This window comes from Chthoniobacterales bacterium (assembly GCA_018883245.1).
Lineage (GTDB): Bacteria > Verrucomicrobiota > Verrucomicrobiia > Chthoniobacterales > JACTMZ01 > JACTMZ01.
Map to the genome: position 1 here is coordinate 1 of VEQL01000022.1, position 18,889 is coordinate 18,889.

General features: G+C 59.1%; 13 protein-coding genes. 4 read left to right on the forward strand and 9 right to left on the reverse strand.

The window, feature by feature from the left end; translation table 11 throughout:
* The first annotated feature begins 42 nt into the window (after positions 1 to 42).
* A complete protein-coding gene (locus tag FGM15_08630) occupies positions 43 to 1,710 on the forward strand; it encodes a hypothetical protein (GenBank protein ID MBU3665920.1) in 1,668 nt (555 codons plus the stop codon).
* A 392-nt stretch (positions 1,711 to 2,102) separates the two neighbouring features.
* On the opposite strand, the gene FGM15_08635 is transcribed toward FGM15_08630, so the two are convergent.
* The 8 genes from FGM15_08635 to FGM15_08670 all read right to left on the reverse strand — a co-directional run bounded on the left by FGM15_08635 (position 2,103) and on the right by FGM15_08670 (position 12,133).
* Positions 2,103 to 3,125: a hypothetical protein gene (locus tag FGM15_08635; GenBank protein ID MBU3665921.1), complete on the reverse strand. Its 1,023-nt coding sequence runs from the start codon at positions 3,123 to 3,125 to the stop codon at positions 2,103 to 2,105.
* A complete protein-coding gene (locus tag FGM15_08640; GenBank protein MBU3665922.1) occupies positions 3,122 to 4,408 on the reverse strand; it encodes an ATP-binding cassette domain-containing protein in 1,287 nt (428 codons plus the stop codon). Before FGM15_08640 ends, FGM15_08635 begins: the two co-directional genes overlap by 4 nt.
* Complete coding sequence (locus tag FGM15_08645; protein MBU3665923.1) at positions 4,402 to 5,583, reverse strand: cytochrome P450; 1,182 nt, start codon at positions 5,581 to 5,583, stop codon at positions 4,402 to 4,404. The genes FGM15_08640 and FGM15_08645 overlap by 7 nt, the downstream gene beginning before the upstream one ends.
* Before the next feature lie 6 nt (positions 5,584 to 5,589).
* Positions 5,590 to 6,444 (reverse strand): ABC transporter permease, encoded by an 855-nt coding sequence (locus tag FGM15_08650; protein MBU3665924.1) that lies wholly within the window; start codon positions 6,442 to 6,444, stop codon positions 5,590 to 5,592.
* A gap of 20 nt (positions 6,445 to 6,464) precedes the next feature.
* On the reverse strand, positions 6,465 to 7,442 hold the full coding sequence (locus FGM15_08655; GenBank protein ID MBU3665925.1) for a hypothetical protein: 978 nt from the start codon (positions 7,440 to 7,442) through the stop codon (positions 6,465 to 6,467).
* Positions 7,443 to 7,468: 26 nt separating this feature from the next.
* Entirely contained in the window at positions 7,469 to 8,650 is a 1,182-nt protein-coding gene (locus FGM15_08660) for a glycosyltransferase family 4 protein (protein MBU3665926.1), read from the reverse strand.
* Positions 8,651 to 8,723: 73 nt separating this feature from the next.
* Positions 8,724 to 10,751 carry a glycosyltransferase family 4 protein gene (locus FGM15_08665; protein ID MBU3665927.1) on the reverse strand — a complete coding sequence of 676 codons (2,028 nt, stop codon included), beginning with the start codon at positions 10,749 to 10,751 and terminating at the stop codon, positions 8,724 to 8,726.
* Between the two features lie 401 nt (positions 10,752 to 11,152).
* Positions 11,153 to 12,133, reverse strand: coding sequence for an MFS transporter (locus tag FGM15_08670; GenBank protein MBU3665928.1), 981 nt, complete (start codon positions 12,131 to 12,133; stop codon positions 11,153 to 11,155).
* Positions 12,134 to 12,221: 88 nt separating this feature from the next.
* Between FGM15_08670 and FGM15_08675 the strand changes: the two genes are divergently transcribed.
* From FGM15_08675 to FGM15_08685, 3 genes are all read left to right on the forward strand, one after another.
* Positions 12,222 to 14,354 carry an acyltransferase gene (locus FGM15_08675; protein MBU3665929.1) on the forward strand — a complete coding sequence of 711 codons (2,133 nt, stop codon included), beginning with the start codon at positions 12,222 to 12,224 and terminating at the stop codon, positions 14,352 to 14,354.
* A gap of 159 nt (positions 14,355 to 14,513) precedes the next feature.
* Positions 14,514 to 15,344, forward strand: coding sequence for a hypothetical protein (locus FGM15_08680; GenBank protein MBU3665930.1), 831 nt, complete (start codon positions 14,514 to 14,516; stop codon positions 15,342 to 15,344).
* Positions 15,345 to 15,355: 11 nt separating this feature from the next.
* The gene (locus FGM15_08685; GenBank protein ID MBU3665931.1) at positions 15,356 to 16,657 is read left to right on the forward strand and encodes an ABC transporter ATP-binding protein; all 1,302 of its coding nucleotides are present in this window, start codon (positions 15,356 to 15,358) and stop codon (positions 16,655 to 16,657) included.
* On the opposite strand, the gene FGM15_08690 is transcribed toward FGM15_08685, so the two are convergent.
* The gene (locus tag FGM15_08690; protein ID MBU3665932.1) at positions 16,628 to 18,619 is read right to left on the reverse strand and encodes a glycosyltransferase family 4 protein; all 1,992 of its coding nucleotides are present in this window, start codon (positions 18,617 to 18,619) and stop codon (positions 16,628 to 16,630) included. The genes FGM15_08685 and FGM15_08690 overlap by 30 nt on opposite strands.
* Positions 18,620 to 18,889: the final 270 nt, after the last annotated feature.

Consider the following 18,889-nt stretch of genomic DNA (forward strand, 5'->3'; position numbering starts at 1 on the left):
GAACAAGACAGGCTACGAGCCAGAAAGGAACTGCGGGTCGCCTTGCATTCCTCTCCAGGCAATGTGCTCGTGTTCTCCGCCGAAGCGTTGTCGCACCTGCAGGAGGAGGAGTTGGCTGATTGCCTCGGCCTTTTCCGGGATCTCGATGTGAACCTCGAGGCTATAGCCTACGTCCGCCACTACCAGAGTTGGTGCGAAAGCTTTTTCCAGCAGGCAGTCAAATATGGCGACTGGCCGACGAATCTCTTTCCATTCGGCACTGGATGCTACCGCTTTGCCATCGAGAAGTTCGACCTTTTGCTGGGGCGGGACAAGGTGAAGCTTTTCAAATACGACCGCAGTGCCTTTGCGCAGGGATGTGTCGTGCGCGATTTTTTTCTGCAGGCAGGACTCGGCGAATTTTCCGGCAGCAGCGAGAATTACAATCCAGGACTTTCCTTGGAAGCTGCCAAGTTTCTCCGTGCCTTTCACCAGAGCGGGATCCGCCCTCTTTCCGATACGTCCGGCATCATCCGGAATCACCGTTTGGCCATTTACATGCGGAGTCTTCGTGGCACCAAGGTCCGATTTCACCCGGAGCTCATGCAAGAGCGCATGCAGGCTGATGAAGCAGACTTGTCTTGGATTGAGCAAAGACTGGGGCAATCAGTCCGAGACGAGTCCCACAAACCACATCTGGAAGGAATGATCCGGCGCGAAGCGGACCTTGACAGATTCAGCGAGGCCAGTCTCGCATGGTTAAGTCGCGAATCCGGAGTGGCTTTGGACCCTAACGGGGATCGACGGGGGCTTCCGTTGGAAGTGGCCCGTGCAATGGCCGCTCTGCAGGACAAGATCTTGGCTGATCCGGAAATGCGCAAAGCCCCGCATGTTTCACGGCGTGTCGTGCCGAAGATCATATGGACGTTTTGGAGCCAAGGAAGGGAGAACGCACCACCATTGGTGCAGAAGTGCTTTGATTCGTGGCAGGAGATGAATCCCACCTGGAGTTTGCGCGTGCTCGACGCCCGCGAGGCCGAGCCCTATCTGTGCCGCGCGGCTATCCCGCCGCACCGGCTCAAGGCATTGCGCATTGAAAAGCAATCGGAGATTTTGCGCATGCGCCTGCTTTCTGAAGTCGGTGGTGTTTGGACCGATGCCACCAATTTTTGCCTGCAACCGCTCAGCGACTGGCTGCCCGACTGCATGGACGCAGGCCTCTTCGCCTTCCGGGATACTGCACCGTTCGTCATGGTCAGCAACTGGTTCCTCGCCGTGTCGCGAAGCAGCCGGCTCGCCGAGCTTTGGCGCGACCAACTCGAGCGGTATTGGGCGTCCAAGGATTATTTGCCAAACGGTAGCTATCCCGGAGAAAAGGCGATGGAGCTTCCGCCCTTTCAACGCGCACTTCTGCAACTTTTTCACCAATGGTTCGACCGCGACACTCGATCGACGCGTCATTGGTTCCATCCCGCCGTCCGCCTTCTGTTCCGCAGTTATCCCTACTGCGTAATGCTCTGCCTTTTTTCCCGGGGATATCACCGGGATCCCGAATGGAAACACCTCGTCGACGAGATGCCTTACAGACCGGCGAAGCCGATCCTCTCCCCTTACGGCCTGGTGGAGGAGGGAAAAACTTTCGATGAAATTCTCGGGATCGGGCGAAGCAGGAATCTTCCGCTGATGAAGTTCAATTGGAAAAGACCGCCCCGGATCCAGCAAAGCGCGTAAAGCTCGCGCCCGATCACCCTGCCGGGCAGCGATCAGTTGCCGCGCGCAAGCATGTGCTCCAACCGGCTTGTCCAACCCGTGGCATATCCGCCGAACCGTTCGGTGCACCGGCGAATGATGTCTTCGTGGGCATGCGCTATTGCTCGCGTGGCCAGCGCCAGGTTCTTGCTTCCTGCGAATTTGCGCGCGATACCATCGCAGGAAAGATGGGACGGTGAAGGATACACTGGGGAGCGCGTGAAGTAGTGGACCTCCTTGCATGGCGGTATCCAAAAGTCGGCGCTTTTTCTGAGATTCCACGCCAGCCAAGAGGTGCCGGAACGCTGGGCTCCGACACAGAGAAAGTGGACCCCGCATGAATCACGATGTGCCATATTCAAGATCGAGCCGCTCTACAGCTTCCCGTATCGCTCCAGTGCTTCGATGCAGAAGCCCGTTGTCAGCTCGCGCGAGCCCCAGCACAGATCTCGCCCGTAACCGTCGTAGTAGAAGGCGCATGCCGGCCATCCACCATCCTCAAGCTGTGCGGATAAAAGCGCAGAAACTTTTTCATCGAGGTTCGCCGAGTCCGGCGCGACGGAACTTTGAACGCGGATGCAAAGAGCCAAATACAGGGACGAAAGTCCGCGCCAATCGATGCCCGAAACCCGGTCCGAGATCAGGGGCATCAAAGGGCGCACGGATGCGCAGCCTCTTTCGACCGCGCGGGTCAAAGCATAAAACAAAGCAAGGTCGCTCTGGTAGTAACGATCGGTGCCGCTCGCAGCACCTTTCCGGACTACACCGGAAAGCCATGACGCGACCGGCAGAGTCTCACGGATATCGCCCAAATACAGCAGGACGTTGGCATTGACCACCGATTCAAACGTGTCTTTGCGCGGTATTTCGGAGCCGCATTCGAAGAAAATGCGGCGCGCCGCCCGGCTGGATAAAGAAGCTGACAGAAACGCCCTGCCCTTCCGAAAGAGCAAATGTTTGCTACTGGGCGTGATCCATGTGCGGAATAGCCCTTGCCGGTTGAGGTTGGCCAAGAGCATCCGCCGGTTGTCGGGCATGCTGTAGCCCAGCGCGCCAAGCAGTGAGGCCGCGCACGCCGTGTCATCGACGTCCGGCGGCATACCCCGGCTTCCGGGGTGCGCTTTTGTCCAGAATTTCCAGAGGCCGCCGGGCTGCATTTCCGTAAGGAGAAAGTCTGCAGCGTGCCGGACGATGCGCCGCGCCCCTAGATCATCGATATCAATAAGCGATGTTGCCACGTTGACCGCGGTAAAAACCGAGGGATCGTGTTTTGCATCCTGCAATAAATCCGGTCCCGGACCGACCAAAGTTAAAAATTCCCCGCTGGGAAGTTGGGACTTCTCGAGAAACTCCAATCCCGCGCGGACGGATCTCTGGCAATCATGCCGAAAGTTCACGACCAGCTTCCCTCGAGACGGATCAGCTGGCCGAGCGTGCGTGCGCGAACGTTCGCGCGCGTGGGTTCGCCGGCCACCACAAACCGCGCGGGAGAATTTTCGATTCCGAAAGTGGCCACGGGAATCCGTGAGCAGCCCTCCCGAATTGCCGCGCGGATATGGAACAAGCCGGGCATGAGGGGCAGAGCGGGCACCGTGAAACGGAAGTAATTCTTTCCCGGCCGGCAAGGAACAGGCGCGCCGCTGTCTTCCGAGGCGACAACCGTGAGCAGGTCGCGGGAGAGAATCGAGATGACGGCGAATGCCTCGGACTCTTCCCGAAAATCGGCGGTGATCACGATGTCCACGGCTTCGCCCGTGCGGATGTTGCCGCCGGCGCTGGCCGATGCAACGGTCACGGAGTCGATCCTGCATTTTGCGTTTTGAGCCGGGCTGAAATTATCAGCGTGGATTCCGCCGGTGCCGGGCGACGGCCGATGCAGATCGCTTTCGTAATAGTGATCGAGCGCCTCCAGAGCGGAACCCCGGAAGACGCTGCGTCCCCGGTCGAGGACAAGGCCGTGCGTGCAGAGCATCTGGATTTGGTTGGCCGCGTGCGAAACAAAGACCAGCGTGCCGCCTTCTTCCACGAATCCCTGCATGTGGCGCAGGCACTTTTGGCGGAAATCGGAATCGCCCACGGCGAGGACTTCGTCCACGAGGAAGATATCCGGCGCGAGACCCCTGCCGATCGAGTAGGCCAGCCGCGAGCGCATCCCGGAGCTGTAGAACCTGACCGGCGTCTCCATAAAATCGCGCAGGCCGGAAAATTCGACGATGGAAGGAAGAAGCTCGTCCACCTCCTCCCGCGGAAGCCCGAGGATGGAAGCGTTGATGTAAACATTCTCGACCCCGGAGAGAACGGGATCAAAGCCCGCCCCGAGTTCGATGAGCGCCGCCATCCGCCCGTTGATCGTTATTTCCCCCGCGTCCGGCTTGATCAGTCCGTAAAGCAACTTGAGCAAAGTGCTTTTGCCCGATCCGTTGCACCCGATCACCGCCAGCGCTTCGCCCGGGCGGACTTGGAACGAAATGTCGTCCAACGCCCAAAATTCGCCGGGCCGCAAACGCGCGGACTTCCCATCCCCCAGCAAAAACTCGCTGGCGATATCGGCGATGCCGTAGCGCAAAGTTTGCCCGAGGCTCTTCGCGAATTTTTTGCCGAGACCGCCGACTTCGACGCGTGGAGACGAATCCGCTTGGGAGGGGAGCGCCGCGTCTTCGTTGGATGGCGCGGTCAGCATAGGCGCACACGAAGACGTCTGATCGAGCGGAAGGCATCGCTCGGCTCGTAAGGCACTTCATCGAGCGGCTGATCCGCGCGCATGGCCGGAAGCCGCGAGGCCAGCGCGGAAGCGACTCCGATCGCCATGGTCTTGGCGATCATTGCACCAAGGCAGAAATGGATCCCGTGCCCGAAAGCAACCGAGGTCACGGTCCGGTCGAAGCGGAACTCCCGAGGCTGCGGAAAAACCGACGGATCGCTGTTGGCCGCCAAAATGCAAATTTTCACCATCGCATTGGCCGGGATCTTCACGCCGGCCAACTCGAAGTCCTGCAGGGCCTTGCGCGGGAGAACACCCGTGGGGCCTTCCATGCGCAAGGCCTCGTTGACGAAGCCCGCGAGGAGGGCTTTGTCCGCGGAGAGCTTTTCCGCAAGGTCCGAGTTTTTCAGCATGAGAAGGATCAACGAAGGCAGAAAATGCGTGCTCGTCGATGTTCCGGCGAACCAGAGGAGACGGAGCAGGCCTGTGATCTCGTCGTCCGAAAGCGCGTCTGGAACGCCCAAGGATTTCAGGGCACCGAAAACGGTGGATGGATCACGATCGTTCGCGGCAGAGACCAGTTGCGAAAGATAGGCCGTGACGTCCGGCCAGCTTTCGTTGAGCTGCGTGCGATTGGACGGCCGCATCGCCATGAGGGTCTCCGTCTCAAGTTTGCTTAGTCCGAGCATGTGCCCCGTGAACTGCTCGGGCAAAGGACAAGCCAGATCTCCCACCACTTCGAACGCCCCGCCGTTTCCTGCCGTCTTTTCCAGGAATGCCTGCATCCAGTTCGCGGTGTAGGATTCGACCATGGCGGCATCGCATCCCGCCATGGCGCGCCCGAGGATCTTGCGGTAAGCCGTGTGCTCGGGCGGATCATTGCCCACCACCAAAGGATCGAATGACTCCGTATACTTGCTGGACAAGATCTGGGGATTTTTGAACGCCCAGACTGCTTCGTCGTATGACAGCACATACCACTCGCCCAGCGACGCATCGAAGCAGACAGGCGACTGCGCGCGCGCCGTGCGGTAAAACTCGTGCACATCAGGTCGAGAACTGCTGAAGGAAAAGTCAAAGGAAGGAGCACCTCCGGTGGAAAAGCGCGGGCGACTGCGGAAAGACTTGGCAAGACGATCAAGGAGAGGACGCATGAAAGTTCAGAGCCGCGCGACAATGTGGGGCCGGGCGGCCCGGTAGAAAACCCACGCGAGCAAAAGCGCCGCGAAGGATGCGATGGTGACGGCAAAAAAACCGGGCGACGGAGGCAATTCGAACCCCTGCAGCCATCGTCTGCCCGTAAGCAACAACGGAACCAACGGGTTGAGTTCGGAAATGAGCGAAACGGGCCAGGTTTTGGGAATCGGGTAAACCACGGGAGTGATGAGGAAACCGAAGCCCAGCGCCACATCGAGCGTGCGGTTGATGTCGTCGTAGAGGAGCCCGACGGGCGCGAGCAAAAGTCCGACTGCCAAGCCCAGACAAATGATCGAAAAGAGAACCAGGGGAGTGAGCAATACGGTCCAACCGGGCAGGCGCGCGTAGTAGAGGAAGGCGACCGCCACCAACAAAGCACGGATGAGAAAGTTGAAAACCACCGTGCCGATGCCGGCGAGCATCACCGCCTCGTGGGGCAGGCGCACTTTCCCGAGAATGTCGCGCGAACTCTTGAGATCAAGGAGCGGACACTTCAACGCATCGACAAAAACGAACCAGAACATCGTGCCGATGAGGACAAAAAGCGGATACGGGACCTTGGTCTCGCCCACGGTTATGACGCCCGATTCGTTGAGACCGGTCCAAACGACGGCGGAGGCAAGCGGCGGCAAGAGCAGCCAAGCATACCCGAGTAAGCTTTGCCGGTGCTGACTGCGGAGATTTTTCAGAAAAAGATGCTTGGCCGGCTCCCATGAGCGGCGCACATCGGCAAAGGCTTCGCGCAAAAAACGGCGCGGATCGCGCAGCGCGGAGGCTGCCGAGTAAACCGTCACGGATTTGGCGGAGGTGCTCTTCAAAGTTCCTTCCAAGATAGCGATCAGGCGTCTCTTTTCATAGCCGCGGGACGCCAGACTTGCCGCGCACGATAAAAGATCCGGCGCCAGCAGTCCGGAAAAAGCGCCAACTGCACCGGAAACAAAACCAAGTAGCGCGGATCACCCCGGGATAACGCCAGAATCAAAGTGAGCGGGAGCCACAGCTGGTAATATTTAATGAGAGCAAAGCGGCAATCCGGGCGGGGGACGACCGCTACCGAAGCTATCCCGCAGCGGCGCCAAAGGATGAGCTGCGTGACGACGTAGGCTACCGCAAAAAGCGGCACGAAAGCAGACCAGCCCATACACAAAAGTGCGGCCAAAGCGCCCAGTTCGAACGGGAGAACAAAGAACCGCACAAAGTGCCGCAGCTTCTCCAGCCCGAGCTTCACCGCAAGTGTCTGCACTCCGGCCACGCGATCGGCGGTAAAATCGCCGGCTTGATGGTAAAGGATGCCGCGCAAGCCGAAGGCAAAAGACCAGACCGCCAGTGCGAGGATAAAGGTCGTCTGCGCCTCGGGGTTTGCCAGAAGCGCGCACCAAAGCGCGGGAAATGCGGTTCCACCGCAGGCATCAGCCACCACACCTGCCGCACCGCGCACTTTCAGCCGGAAGGGCTGCACGGAATACAGCGTGAAGATGATCCAGTTGGCGGCATAAAGCAGGCCCGCGCTCCGGTTGCCGGAAAAAAAGACGAAGAAGCAAATCAATCCTCCGAGAATGCAGGCCAGCACCCAACCGGCTTTCAAGAAGGAAGACTTGCCCTGCATCGTGTTGCTTTTGCCCGCAGTCCGGTCCTCCTGCTCGTCCGTGATGTCGTTGATAACGCACACATAGGAAGCGAGGGGGATGATGGAGACCAAGCAGGCGACGAAAGCAGGCCAAGCGGCGAAAAAGTCGATGCCGCCGACAAACGCAGACAGGTAGGCGATGCCGAGAAAAATGGCCGCCTTGAATTCCCACCAGGTGCGCGCACGCATCGGCGCGAAGAAAGCAGCAACCGGCGCTAGCACAACAAAGCTTCCAGTTTGTCGGCGAATGCCGCGCAGGGATCGCGGGGAAAATAGCGCCAGACGCTCTCGGACGCCTTGCGTCCAATCCCAGCCCACTCGTCGCGACGCGCCCACGCCCGCTCCATCGCTTCGTCGAGCGCATCGACCGTCGAAGCCGACGCAACGAAGCCGGTCACGTTGTCCTCGAGGATCTCCCCCGCCCCGCCGGCCGGGCAAACGATGGGAACGCGGCCGCAGATCATGGCTTCGACTTGCGCCAGCGGCAGACCCTCCGCCCTCGAAGGCAGCACGAGCGCATGGTGGTCCCGCCAAACCGTGGCGATATCGTCGCTGAATCCGCGAAAACGGACGTTTTTCAGTCCGAAAAACTCAGCCATCCCCTCGAGGCCCGCAGCGTGGGAACCGGATCCGTAGAAACTGACTTCCACCGGACGCTCACGCCACTTTGGCCGCGAAAGGACCTGCAAAAGAATGTCCTGACCCTTTTCGTCGGCGTAGAGCCTTGCGACACAAGCCAGGCGCAAGATGCCGTCCTGCGCCGGAGGCCAGGGCAAAGGTTCGTGGGTGGCAACGCAGAAGGGATTGCGAAGCACCTCGCCGTGGGCCAGGGGCAAGCCCAGTTGCATCCGGGCCACATCGAGATTGTGCTCCGAAACGAAGTAGATTTTTTCCGCCCGGGAAAAATGACCCCGGTATCTTTCGCGAAGATCGTCGTTGGGCCACTCGGTTTCGGTATTTTTCTGGCAGACAAGAACAAAGGGCTTGGCTGCTTGGTGTGCGATCAAAGGCAACTCGACGGAATACATCGCATCGTAAGTGTTGCCTTGGGCGATGACGACCAAGTCGGGTCGGAGTCGCCGCAACCGGAAGCACAACCACCGGTTGCCGAGGCCGTAGAGGAAAAAGGCAAGGGGCTTCCAGAACAGCAGGACAGCATCCGGCACGGCGCGCAACAACATTGGAACGGTGAAGCCTCCGATCTCGAGGCCTTGGGCTCGCAACTTCTCCCACCTCGGATGCTTTCGCCAATCTCCGCCCCTCTTGCTGCGACTGCACAACACCCGATGACCACGTTTGTGCAATTCGACGGCTGCGCCGGACCACAGTTCCTCACTGCCGCCCCACACGTCGTAGCAAGAGGTCAGAAAAAGAATCGAACGTGAGCGCTTGGCCATGCGAGCAGCCCGTAATATCCCGCACGACGTCGTGTCGCGCCATCGAAAATAAGCCCTTGGCGCGACTTCAAGTTCAGCGGCGGGGACGGATTGAGTAGGAGATCCGCCGCGAGACCCTCCGCAGAGAAGCGATCGGGTCGCGCACAATGCCGAAAAACCATTTGGGCCAGGTCATCCAGCGAGCAATTTCCGGCGGAGGGACGATCGGGCCAGTGGCACGCCGCGAAGGCTCGCCGACAATGCCGGAAAAAATCTCGACGTAGTCATCGATCATTCGTCCGAGAGAAAATTTCTCGGCGATGGTGCGTGCGGCAGCCACGGACATTTGCCGACGGTCCGCCGGGTTTCGCCAAAGCCACTCCAGTCGATCCGCGAAAGCTTCGGTGTCGCCCACCGGCGCGATCAAACCATTCTCGCCTGCGACTATCGCATCAGGCACACCGCTCCGGATATCGCTCACCACGGGAACCACGCCGCGGGACATTGCTTCGAGCATTCCGAGGGAAAGACCTTCGAAGGCCGAGGGCAGCAGATAGGCGTCGCACGCGGGCAGCAATCGGAGCACGTCGGAATTGGAAAGCGTGCCCTTGAAGACGATCTTGCCGACATCGATCAGATCGGCTGCGGCCTCTTCCATGGCTCGCCGGAGTTCCCCGTCGCCGACAATGGCCAACTCGAAGGGCACTCCCCGTCCGTCGAGCGCGCGGGCGATGGAAATCAAATCAAGCGCCCGCTTTTGGCATTGCACCAAGCGACCCGTGTAAATGATGCGCAACGGATCACCGGGAAGTCGGTGGCTGCGCGCAGCGCAAAGATCCTCAATCGGGTCCGGCGGAAGCGCGATGCCGTAGGGAACGGTGTGCATCTTTCCCGAAAATCCGGGAGCAATCGCGCGGAGATGTCCGGTGATCGCGCTGCTGACGCCGACGATGGCATCGCAAGCGTGGCCGATGCGGCAAAGATTTTCGTAGTGCCACGGATCGTCGCTGTGCCCGATGCCGACCACCCGGACACGCCCGAAAAGTTGCGGGCAGATGCAGGCGTCGCCAGTATTGTAATCGGGCACATAGATGCAGGGTGCCAACCGCTCGATATGCTCGATAGCGAGACGCCAGCGATCCGGCCATGGCAGGAAATCACCTACCGATCCAGGATCCCGGGCTTCGAAGGGAAGATCCGTGGGGGGCGTGAGAGGGCTGGTCGCGGTATTCGGAGACGGACCGTATAACCTGGCGTCGATACCTCGTTCACACAGGCCGCGCACCAAAAGGCCGGCGAAGGTATCAACCCCGGTGATGGTCGACGACGATGTTGCCACGATGACCTTGCACTCCGCGAGACTCCCGGACCAAGACGGAGCAGGTGGGCGGGCCGAGGCGTCGACCAGCGGGGCGTCGGGCCAGGGCACGAGTTTGTTGGCATATTTGACGTCGCGGTGGCCGTGACACCGTGTGATTTTTTCCGCACCTGATGTCTTTCTCGGAGGCGGGACGAGCAAGCCGCGGCGGCGGACAAACCCGCCACGGGAAGAACGTTCCTCGATCCGATCGAGGAGAGAGACATATTTTGCCACCGTATCCTCGGACAAACGACCCTCCTCGCCCGCTACGGGAATGCAGACGAGACGGGTCTTCAGGAAAGGAAATCTGCGGGCGAGTTGCTGCTCCAAGGGACCGCTTCCCGCGATGACCGCATCCAGGTAACGGCCGAGGCGCGCGAACTGCCTGATCTCCGCTTCGCTTCCGCAACCAACGAAGCCGATTGCCTTCACATTCCGCGAGAGCCGTGGCACGACGACGTTATAACGCCAATCATCCGGCATCAGGTAAAAGCACGGCGCCCGTTCCTCCAAATATCTCTCCAACGCCTCCCACCGCTGGCCCCATGTGTCATCCGACCCGACCGGAAGGCGCTCGCAAATCAAGGACGGCGACTTGAGAAGACTGGGCGCCGAAGAACTGCCATTCCCACGATCTATTCCGGTCAGCAGGAGCTTCGCATCATGGCCTCGGTCTACCAATCCACCTGCCAAGAACTCCGGGAAAGCGATCGTTTCTCGCCGACTTAAAGTCGAGATTCCGAGGATCACTCTATGCGGCATGGGATAGAGGGAGAAGGAAGCACGATCCGCGAGTCATCGTAAAATTCAATATTTCCCACGAAGAGATCGATGCCAATAAAAAGCAAGAGCCTGTGGAGGCTTGTTTTCTCGGGATGTCGGGAATTCTGTGAGTCTCCCATCCATGAAATGTTTGCGCCTACCCAGCCAGTTCATTCGGACCATCACTGCCGTTCTTTTTGTTGGAGGTGCCGCCTAATCAGCCGAGGCCTCACGGTTCCTCGGGAGACGGACCAAGACATCGATCTGAAATTCCGCAACGGCTAGCAGGATAATTTCCCGTGACGGCACCTATCGCATCAATGAAAACAGCAACGGGAAGGGATACACCGACATTTCCGCACACCGGAACGCGCCCAAGAGATTCGACATGACCGCAGGGTTCAGGCGTGTTTGCGCGAGGCGACGATCCCGACGAAAAGCATCAGCAGCGCGACGACAGCCGCGACTATCAGGCGCGGCTCCAGATACTCCTTGAAAGGGCCCAAGGCAAGCAGCGCGCCGCCGAGGAAGCAGGCCATCCAGATACTCGAAATAGCGCCGAGTTCCGCTCCGGCACTGCGTTGTCTGGCCGTCGCGCAGAACCGCAAAATACCAATGGTCAGACCGCCGCCTGTAGCCGCACCGCAAAGCGCAGCGCCAGCAAGTTGCAAGGCTCCGAATGCTGGAGCGAACACAAGCACAAGCGCGACGACGAGCGCGGAAGCACCCGCGCCGAGAACAACAGTCCGCCCCGGCACACGCCCGGCGGGAACAAGCCGTGCGATCACCAGACAAGCAGCCATGGCGCATGCGAAAACAAGAAATGGACGAGGAAGAATCGGCGTTTCTTTGGTGGTGTCCGCCACCACAAAAGTGGTGACAAGAAGTCCGCTCACGATGGCAATACCTGCGATGAACACCTTCCACCACCGCGCATAGGGCGCACGGTTCGATTCCGAAAAACCGTGCCAGAGCCCGTGCATGGCGTTCATCCCAATCAAGGAAGTAGCGGGAAGAGAGTCGGGTAAAAACAATACCGATAAAATCAAAGCGACGATCGGGACGAGCAGCGTCACCGCGGGCGAGTAAAGGCCAAGAACCAGCATGCTGCCGCCAAAGAAGGCGCACGCAACGACACCACGCGCAAGATTGCCAGATCGCTGCTCCCGTGAGTCGAAGGTGAACGCGATGGCCAGGGGAAGACCCGCCGTGACCAGGCCATTCACCACGGAAAAAATAAATTGCTGCGGTAAAGCCAAGCGCAAATAACCCACTGCGGCGGCAACCAATGTGGCAACGAGCGAGTAAATAATGGCTTTGCGGCGACCAATGCGGTCTGAAACTGCACCCCAGACCGGAAGCGCCACAATCTGGCAAGTCATGAAGGCAAGAAGAGCCAACGACGTCCCCTGATGCACCAGAAAAGCGCCGTGCGTCGCGGCGACCATTGCCAGAGCAGCGATAGAAACAATGTTAGCTGGCAGTGAGCGACCCAAGAAATTTACGATCTACAACAGACGTTCATCTGGCAACTTTCTTCGACCGCCGCTGAATATTGGACAACGGCGTAAACAACGGCGCATCCGAATAAATTTTTCCAGAGGGAAACCCCATCCACTCGCAGCCGGGCTCATCATGACCAGCGAACGCACAAAGGCAAACAAGGGAGGCTTTGCCTACCGCCCCGATATCGACGGGTTGCGGGCAGTGGCGGTCATTGCGGTGATGTTGTATCACGCTTTTCCAGGTATTTTCCGTGGGGGGTTCTGCGGCGTGGATGTTTTTTTTGTCATCTCCGGATTTCTCATCACGGGGCTCATTCTGGCGGACATCGACGTCGGACAGTTCTCGCTCGGAAATTTTTATGCGCGACGAATCCGACGGATTTTCCCGGCGCTGGCCGTCGTGCTGATCCTGTGCCTGCTCGGAGGTCATCGCATGCTGTTGCCGGAAGAATTCCATCTGCTGGGCCAGCACGTCGTGGCCAGTGTCGGTTTTTTTGAAAATGTGCTGCTGGAGCGAACCGTCGGGTATTTTGCGACCGCCGCCGAAAAGCTGCCTTTGCTGCACCTGTGGTCGCTTGCGGTCGAGGAGCAGTTCTACCTTGTCTTTCCGCTCGTCGTTCTGACTGCCGTCCGGTTGCGGTGGCGCTTGTCGTGGTTTCTTGGCGCGGTGCTCCTGCTTTCTTTCGCGGCGAATGTGTGGATATCCCACCGCAACCCGAATGCGGTTTTCTATCTCGCTTGGTATCGCGTCTGGGAGTTGCTGGCGGGTTCGCTTCTCGCCCTGCTCTGGCGAGGCGGCAAGCTGCCCGCAAACAAGCCAACCGCAAACGTCCTGTCGGTCTGCGGCGCGATCGGGCTCGCCGTGTCGCTGGCCTGGCTCAACCCGTCCATGGTTTACCCAAGCTGGCGAGCTGCCGTTCCCGTGGCATCAACCGTTCTCCTTATCGCCGCAGGGCCGGACACTTGGTTCAACCGTCGATTGCTCTCGATCAAAGTGCTGGTGGGCATAGGTCTTGTGAGCTATCCGCTCTACCTTTTCCATTGGCCCCTTCTTTCCTTCCTGCACATCCGCGACGGGGATGTGTTTTACCATTCTTCTGGCGGTCGCATCGCTGCGTTGATGACTGCAACCGTCTTGGCGGTTTTGACCTATGCCTTCATCGAGCGTCCAATCCGTCGAACGAGGGGCTGGCGGATGGTGGCGATGCTTTGCTTGGTCATGGCAGGCATCGGCTTGTGCGGCGAGTTGATCCGGCGCGGCCTTGTTCCCAACGGCAACGATTCTCCCGGCGTCCTGCGAGTCACAACCGCTCTGGCGGACAAAACATTTGCGAGCCTGCCGAAAGGCATCTCCACAGAACCCAACGTCTGGAGGGTCGGGGGCACAGGGCGAACAACACTTTTCTGCGGCGACAGCATGGCGCTACAGCATCTGCCGCGACTCATACGCCTTTTGGAGAATTCCCCAGAATCCGGCCGTGGAGCGATGGTGTTGGCCGACGGTGGCATGGCGCCCATTCCGGGATTCCGCAATCCCATCGTGAACAAGAATGGTGGTGTGCTGGAGACACGGTTACAGCGCGCCATCGATGAGGATGCATCCATTGACAGGGTGGTTCTCCTCGGGAACTGGCTTGCATACTTCGGTCCAAATTCCTTGTGCTCGGTGGACGGTCAATCCGTCGCTCAAGAGCCCGGACGTCGCGCCGCCGCGGCTGCTCTTGAAAAACTCATGCGCAGCTTGGTCGCGCGCGGCAAGCATGTGACGCTCGTTCTTGGATTCCCGCAGCACAGCCGACTCGATCCGATGACATTTCTGCACCGCGGTCTCGACGGTGTTGGGGCCGTGACTCCTCCCACGGTGCTTCGCCAGGATGTCTTGAGCGAGCGTGCAAGTGGTTGCGAGTGGCTCTTGGAAATTGCAGAGATTGCCAAAGGACTTGGTGTCGAGGTGATCGATCCGATGGACTTTCTGTGCCCCGATGGAATCTGCTTGGTTGAGAACAACGATGGCCCCATTCGTCACGATTCGAACCATCTGCGAGCAAACTATGTCCGCGAGCACCTCACCTTCCTCGACCATCTGCTCGCCCCGTGAAGCGTGGTCGCGAAACGTTTTCACCCCCACGACTAAAACACGTGCGCAGCAGCTTCTGCCACGCTGGACGCGACAGCTATTGGCGATTACTTTGAGCGCGCTGTTAACACCGCAAGCCAAGCCTCGCTCAAAGCCCAACGATAGCAGCTAAGCTTCCCGATGGTAATCAACGACTCCGAAAGCCGACTGCGGCATCCGCTCGATTTTTTGGGAGGCTTTGTGCGCGATCTCTTCGCGTCGCGGTTTGCGACAAGCACGCTTCTGAAAAGAAATCTTGCCCTGCGTTACCGCTATTCCTCCTTGGGAATCTTGTGGGCCGTGGCCCCGCCGTTGGTGACCGCCGGGGCCATAACTCTCGGTCGGAGATTTGACCTTTTCAGCGCAGGGGGGCCGGGAGTGCCTCTCGTTTATTACGCGGTTTTCGGTGTTGCTATGGCCCAGACGTTCCTCGAATCGATGAATATGATGAAGGGCATCTTCGCGACGAATCGTCAACTTCTCGCCCGCGACAACATGCCACTGGAAGGGATCATTGCCTCGTCGCTTTGCGAGGAAGTTTTCCATACGGCTGTCCGCATGGCCGTGGTGTGCTTGGGATTTGCTTTCGGCCTGAAACCGTCCATTGCCACCTTCCCGTTGGTCTTTGTCGGGTTTCTCGGGCTTGTTTTCGCGGGTGCGGGCATCGGTCTGCTCATCGCGCCCATCGCCAGGTTCAAGGGTGACATCGACAAGGCGATGGCGGTTTTTCCGTGGATCTTTTTTGCCGTCACACCGATCTTTGTTCGCTCGGGTGGCCAAGGATTTTTACACACCATTTACGCCTGGAATCCTGCCGCGTGGGTTTTTGACGGTGTTCGCGCTGCGGCCTTTGGTGGATCAGGATCGCTCTGGGCAGCGGGCTTATCGCTGCCTTTCGGGTTGGCACTTTTTGTCGCGGGATGCCTCTGGTGCCGCGTGGCTAGACCTTACGTCGTGGAACGCTCCGTTTAGAAACAAAGTCCATGTCCGCGCCGATTCTCGAGGTCTCCGCTTTGTCGAAGAAGTTCTGCCGCGACCCGCATTTCGGGTTGAGATATTTCCTGCAAGACGTTGGCCGCGAAATACGCTGGCGATCACCATTACCGCAATTGCGGGCGCAAGAATTCTGGGCGCTGCGCGACGTGAGTTTCTCGATGCAATCCGGCGAGGTGCTCGGAGTTATCGGGCATAACGGCGCGGGAAAAAGCACTCTGATCAATTTGTTGGCCGGAGTCATGCGCCCGACCACGGGCCGAGTGACTTTGCATACGAAGAGGGTCGCCCTCGTCGAGCACGGGGGCGGACTCGACCCATCGCTCACGGGACGGGAGAACGCGCGCAACCGGCTCGTTCTGCACGGTTGTCATGGAAAATCATTGCCTGAAAAAGAACGCGGCGTGATCGAGTTCGCCGAGATCGGCTCCTTCATCGATGCCCCGGTCGGAACCTACAGCCTCGGCATGCGCCAGCGATTGGCCTTCTCGATCTACACGCAACTCGAACCGGAGTTGTTCATCATCGACGAGGCTTTGAGCGGAGGGGATCTGCGCTTCAGCCGCAAGTTTTCGGCGTTCCTCAAGACTTACGTGAAAAATGGCGGCAGCATACTCCTGTGCTCCCATTCGCTGCCTTCGATCCAGTGGCTCTGCCCCCGAAGTATCCTGCTGGATGGCGGCAAACTCCTCGCCGAGGGGCCAACCACCGACGTTATAGACGCCTACCAAAAGCTCTGTGAAGATCGGGACAAGCGCAAACAGGTCGGATCGAAAAACGCACATGCGTCGCATGCACGCGAGAGCAGCCCCGAGGAAGTGAGGATCCTGAATGTGTCCGCCACGGGCGCCGATGGAGGCGCTATTGTCCCGCGCTGCGGGGTGCAGATCCGGGTGACTTTCGACAGCCCTCGCCCCATGGGCAACCTGTGCTGCAGCATCGAAATCGGAAACGCGGCGGTCTTCCCCATCTCGGTTCTGCACGGGGGTTTGGAGGATGACCTCCAGCTTTGCGCCGGCTCAAGCACCATGACTTTCCGCATTCCATCCCTGCCTTTGACCGCCGGCACCTATCGCGCCCAAGTTCTTCTCGTGGAAAAGGACAATGCTGTGCCTGTCGCGCGCTATGGTTTTGATGGTCCTGCTTGCGAGTTTGTGGTGACCAAGGAGCCGGATTTGATGTCCAACATGGCCGCCTACCGGAACTACCTTCTGAATATCGAACACGAATGGTCCATTGAATCGGGGAATGCACCCGCCGAACTAACCCCCGGAACGCAGCAGCCGTTGTGACACCCTTTGCACGGAAGCCAAAGGATCGGAAGCAACGCGGCTCAACCAAGCAGACCATGTCATCTCGCGCGCGATGTGCGCAGGCGGGGCAAACGGTCCGAACGAGCGGCGGGAGGGTTCGGCCAGGATCCGGGAAAAAATTTCCACATAGCTGTCGATCATTCTTTCGAGAGAGAAATTATCGGCAACAGTGCGAGCGGCCGCAGCCGACATTTTCATCCGCGCTGCGGGATTGCGCCACAGCCACTCGAGCCGGTCCGCAAAAGCCGCCGCATCCCCAGCCGGGGCAACAAGACCGCTTTTACCCGGGACGATGGCGTCAGGAACACCGCTGCGGATGTCGCTGACCACCGGCACCACACCGTGCGACATCGCCTCGAGCATCCCGACAGAAAGCCCCTCGAACGATGATGGCAACAAATAGGCATCGCGTGATTCGAGAAATTTCAGCACGGCAGCGTTCGGCTGCGGACCAGCGAACCACAATTTCTGTCTGATAATGAGATCGGCAGCCGCTGCTTCCATTTCCGCTCTAAGCTCGCCGTCTCCGACAATGGCCAATTCAAAAGGCACGCCGCGCCGGTCGAGTTCGCGGGCGATGGCAAGCAGGTCAACCGCCCTTTTCTGGTGCAGGACCAGCCGCCCGGTGTAGGCGATACGCAGAGGTGCATCAGGTTTGCGCTCGCGACGGATGGCCGCAAGGCTCTCCGCAGGTTCCTCAGGCAGCGAGACGCCATACGGGATAGTTCGCAGCTTTCCGGAAAATTTTGGGGCGATGGCACGGAGGTGAGCGGTGATAGCTCCGCTCACACCCACAATGGCATCGCATGCATGGCCGATGCGGCACAAATTTTCATAATGCCATGGATCGTCGCTGTGCCCGATGCCAACGACCCTGACTCGGCCGGACAACTGCGGGCAGATGCACGACCACTCGAGGTTGTAGTCAGGAACATAAATACACGGCGCAAAACTCTCGATCTGCTCCACGGCCAAGCGAAAACGATCTTTGTAGGAAATGAAATCCCACTCCAAACGAGGATCGCGCGTCTCGAAAGGCAGATCGGAGGAGGTCTCGAGCGGACTGGTGGCTTTGGACGGAGCGGGACCGTGCAGTCTTGCGTCGATGCCCCGCTGCCGCAACCCGCGGACCAAGCGACTCCCGAAGACATCAACTCCGCTGATGGTTTCTGCCGAGGCGGCAACGATGATCCGGCAATCCTCGAGCTGACCAGTCCACTCCGGCACGGGCGCGATAAGCTGCTCGCACGCAACCGGACCATCAGGCCAATGACCGTGCTTGTTGACATAGAATCGTCCCTCTTCAAGGTCATCCTCGGCAGTGGAGACTTTTTTCGCCAAGCTTACTAAAGGGCCAATATAGTGGCGGGGGCGTGGGCATCCGCCACGCGCCTCCAATTCGCTGATGCGCCCGAACAAGTCGAGGTAGGCATCGGCCATGGCTGGCTCGTCACGAATCATGCAAAGCCGCGGAGCAAGATGTGGAAAACGACTGGCGAGTTTGAAATGGATAGGGGTGCTCGAGGCAACAATCGCAGCCCAAAAGTGTCCGAGGCGCCCGACCTGCTCGATCTCCGCCTCGTCATCGACAAGCAAGACACCAATCAGCTTCACATTGCGGGAGAGGCGCGGGGCAATGATGTTGTTACGCTGGTCACCCAACATGAGGTAGAAGCAAGGGCCGCGTTCCTCGAGATACCGCTGCAATGCTTCCCATCGTTGGCCCAACGTATCGTCAGGACCCGCAGGCAACCTGTCGCACGGAATGTCGCAGGGCACGGAGAGCTCCTCGTCGATACCGTCCACGAGGCGACATCCGCTTTCTGTGAGAAGGACACGGGCATCTTCGCCCCGGGCCTCGAGGCCACGGACCAATCGCTCCGCAAACGAGACTTCACGGTGCACGCCCCAGCTGGGAAGTCCTAAAATTATTCTGCTCACGCGAGGTGTTTTCGATTTTCCCTTGCTACTGCACGGCAAGGTAAAACATACGAAAATAACAAACCTTCTCTGCAGCGCCTATACCCTCTGCAGGGTATCTCAAACCAAACGCGAAAAGGTCGTGGACTATTCGCCTCCCCCGGCAGGAACGACTGGCCCAGCTGTCCGCACTCCTTGCAAAGAAGTGCGGCGGTCGGCTGAGTCAGCGGGCTCTACCAATCGAAAACCTTGGTGGAGTCCAAATCTTTTTGGGACTTGGTATCACTTACC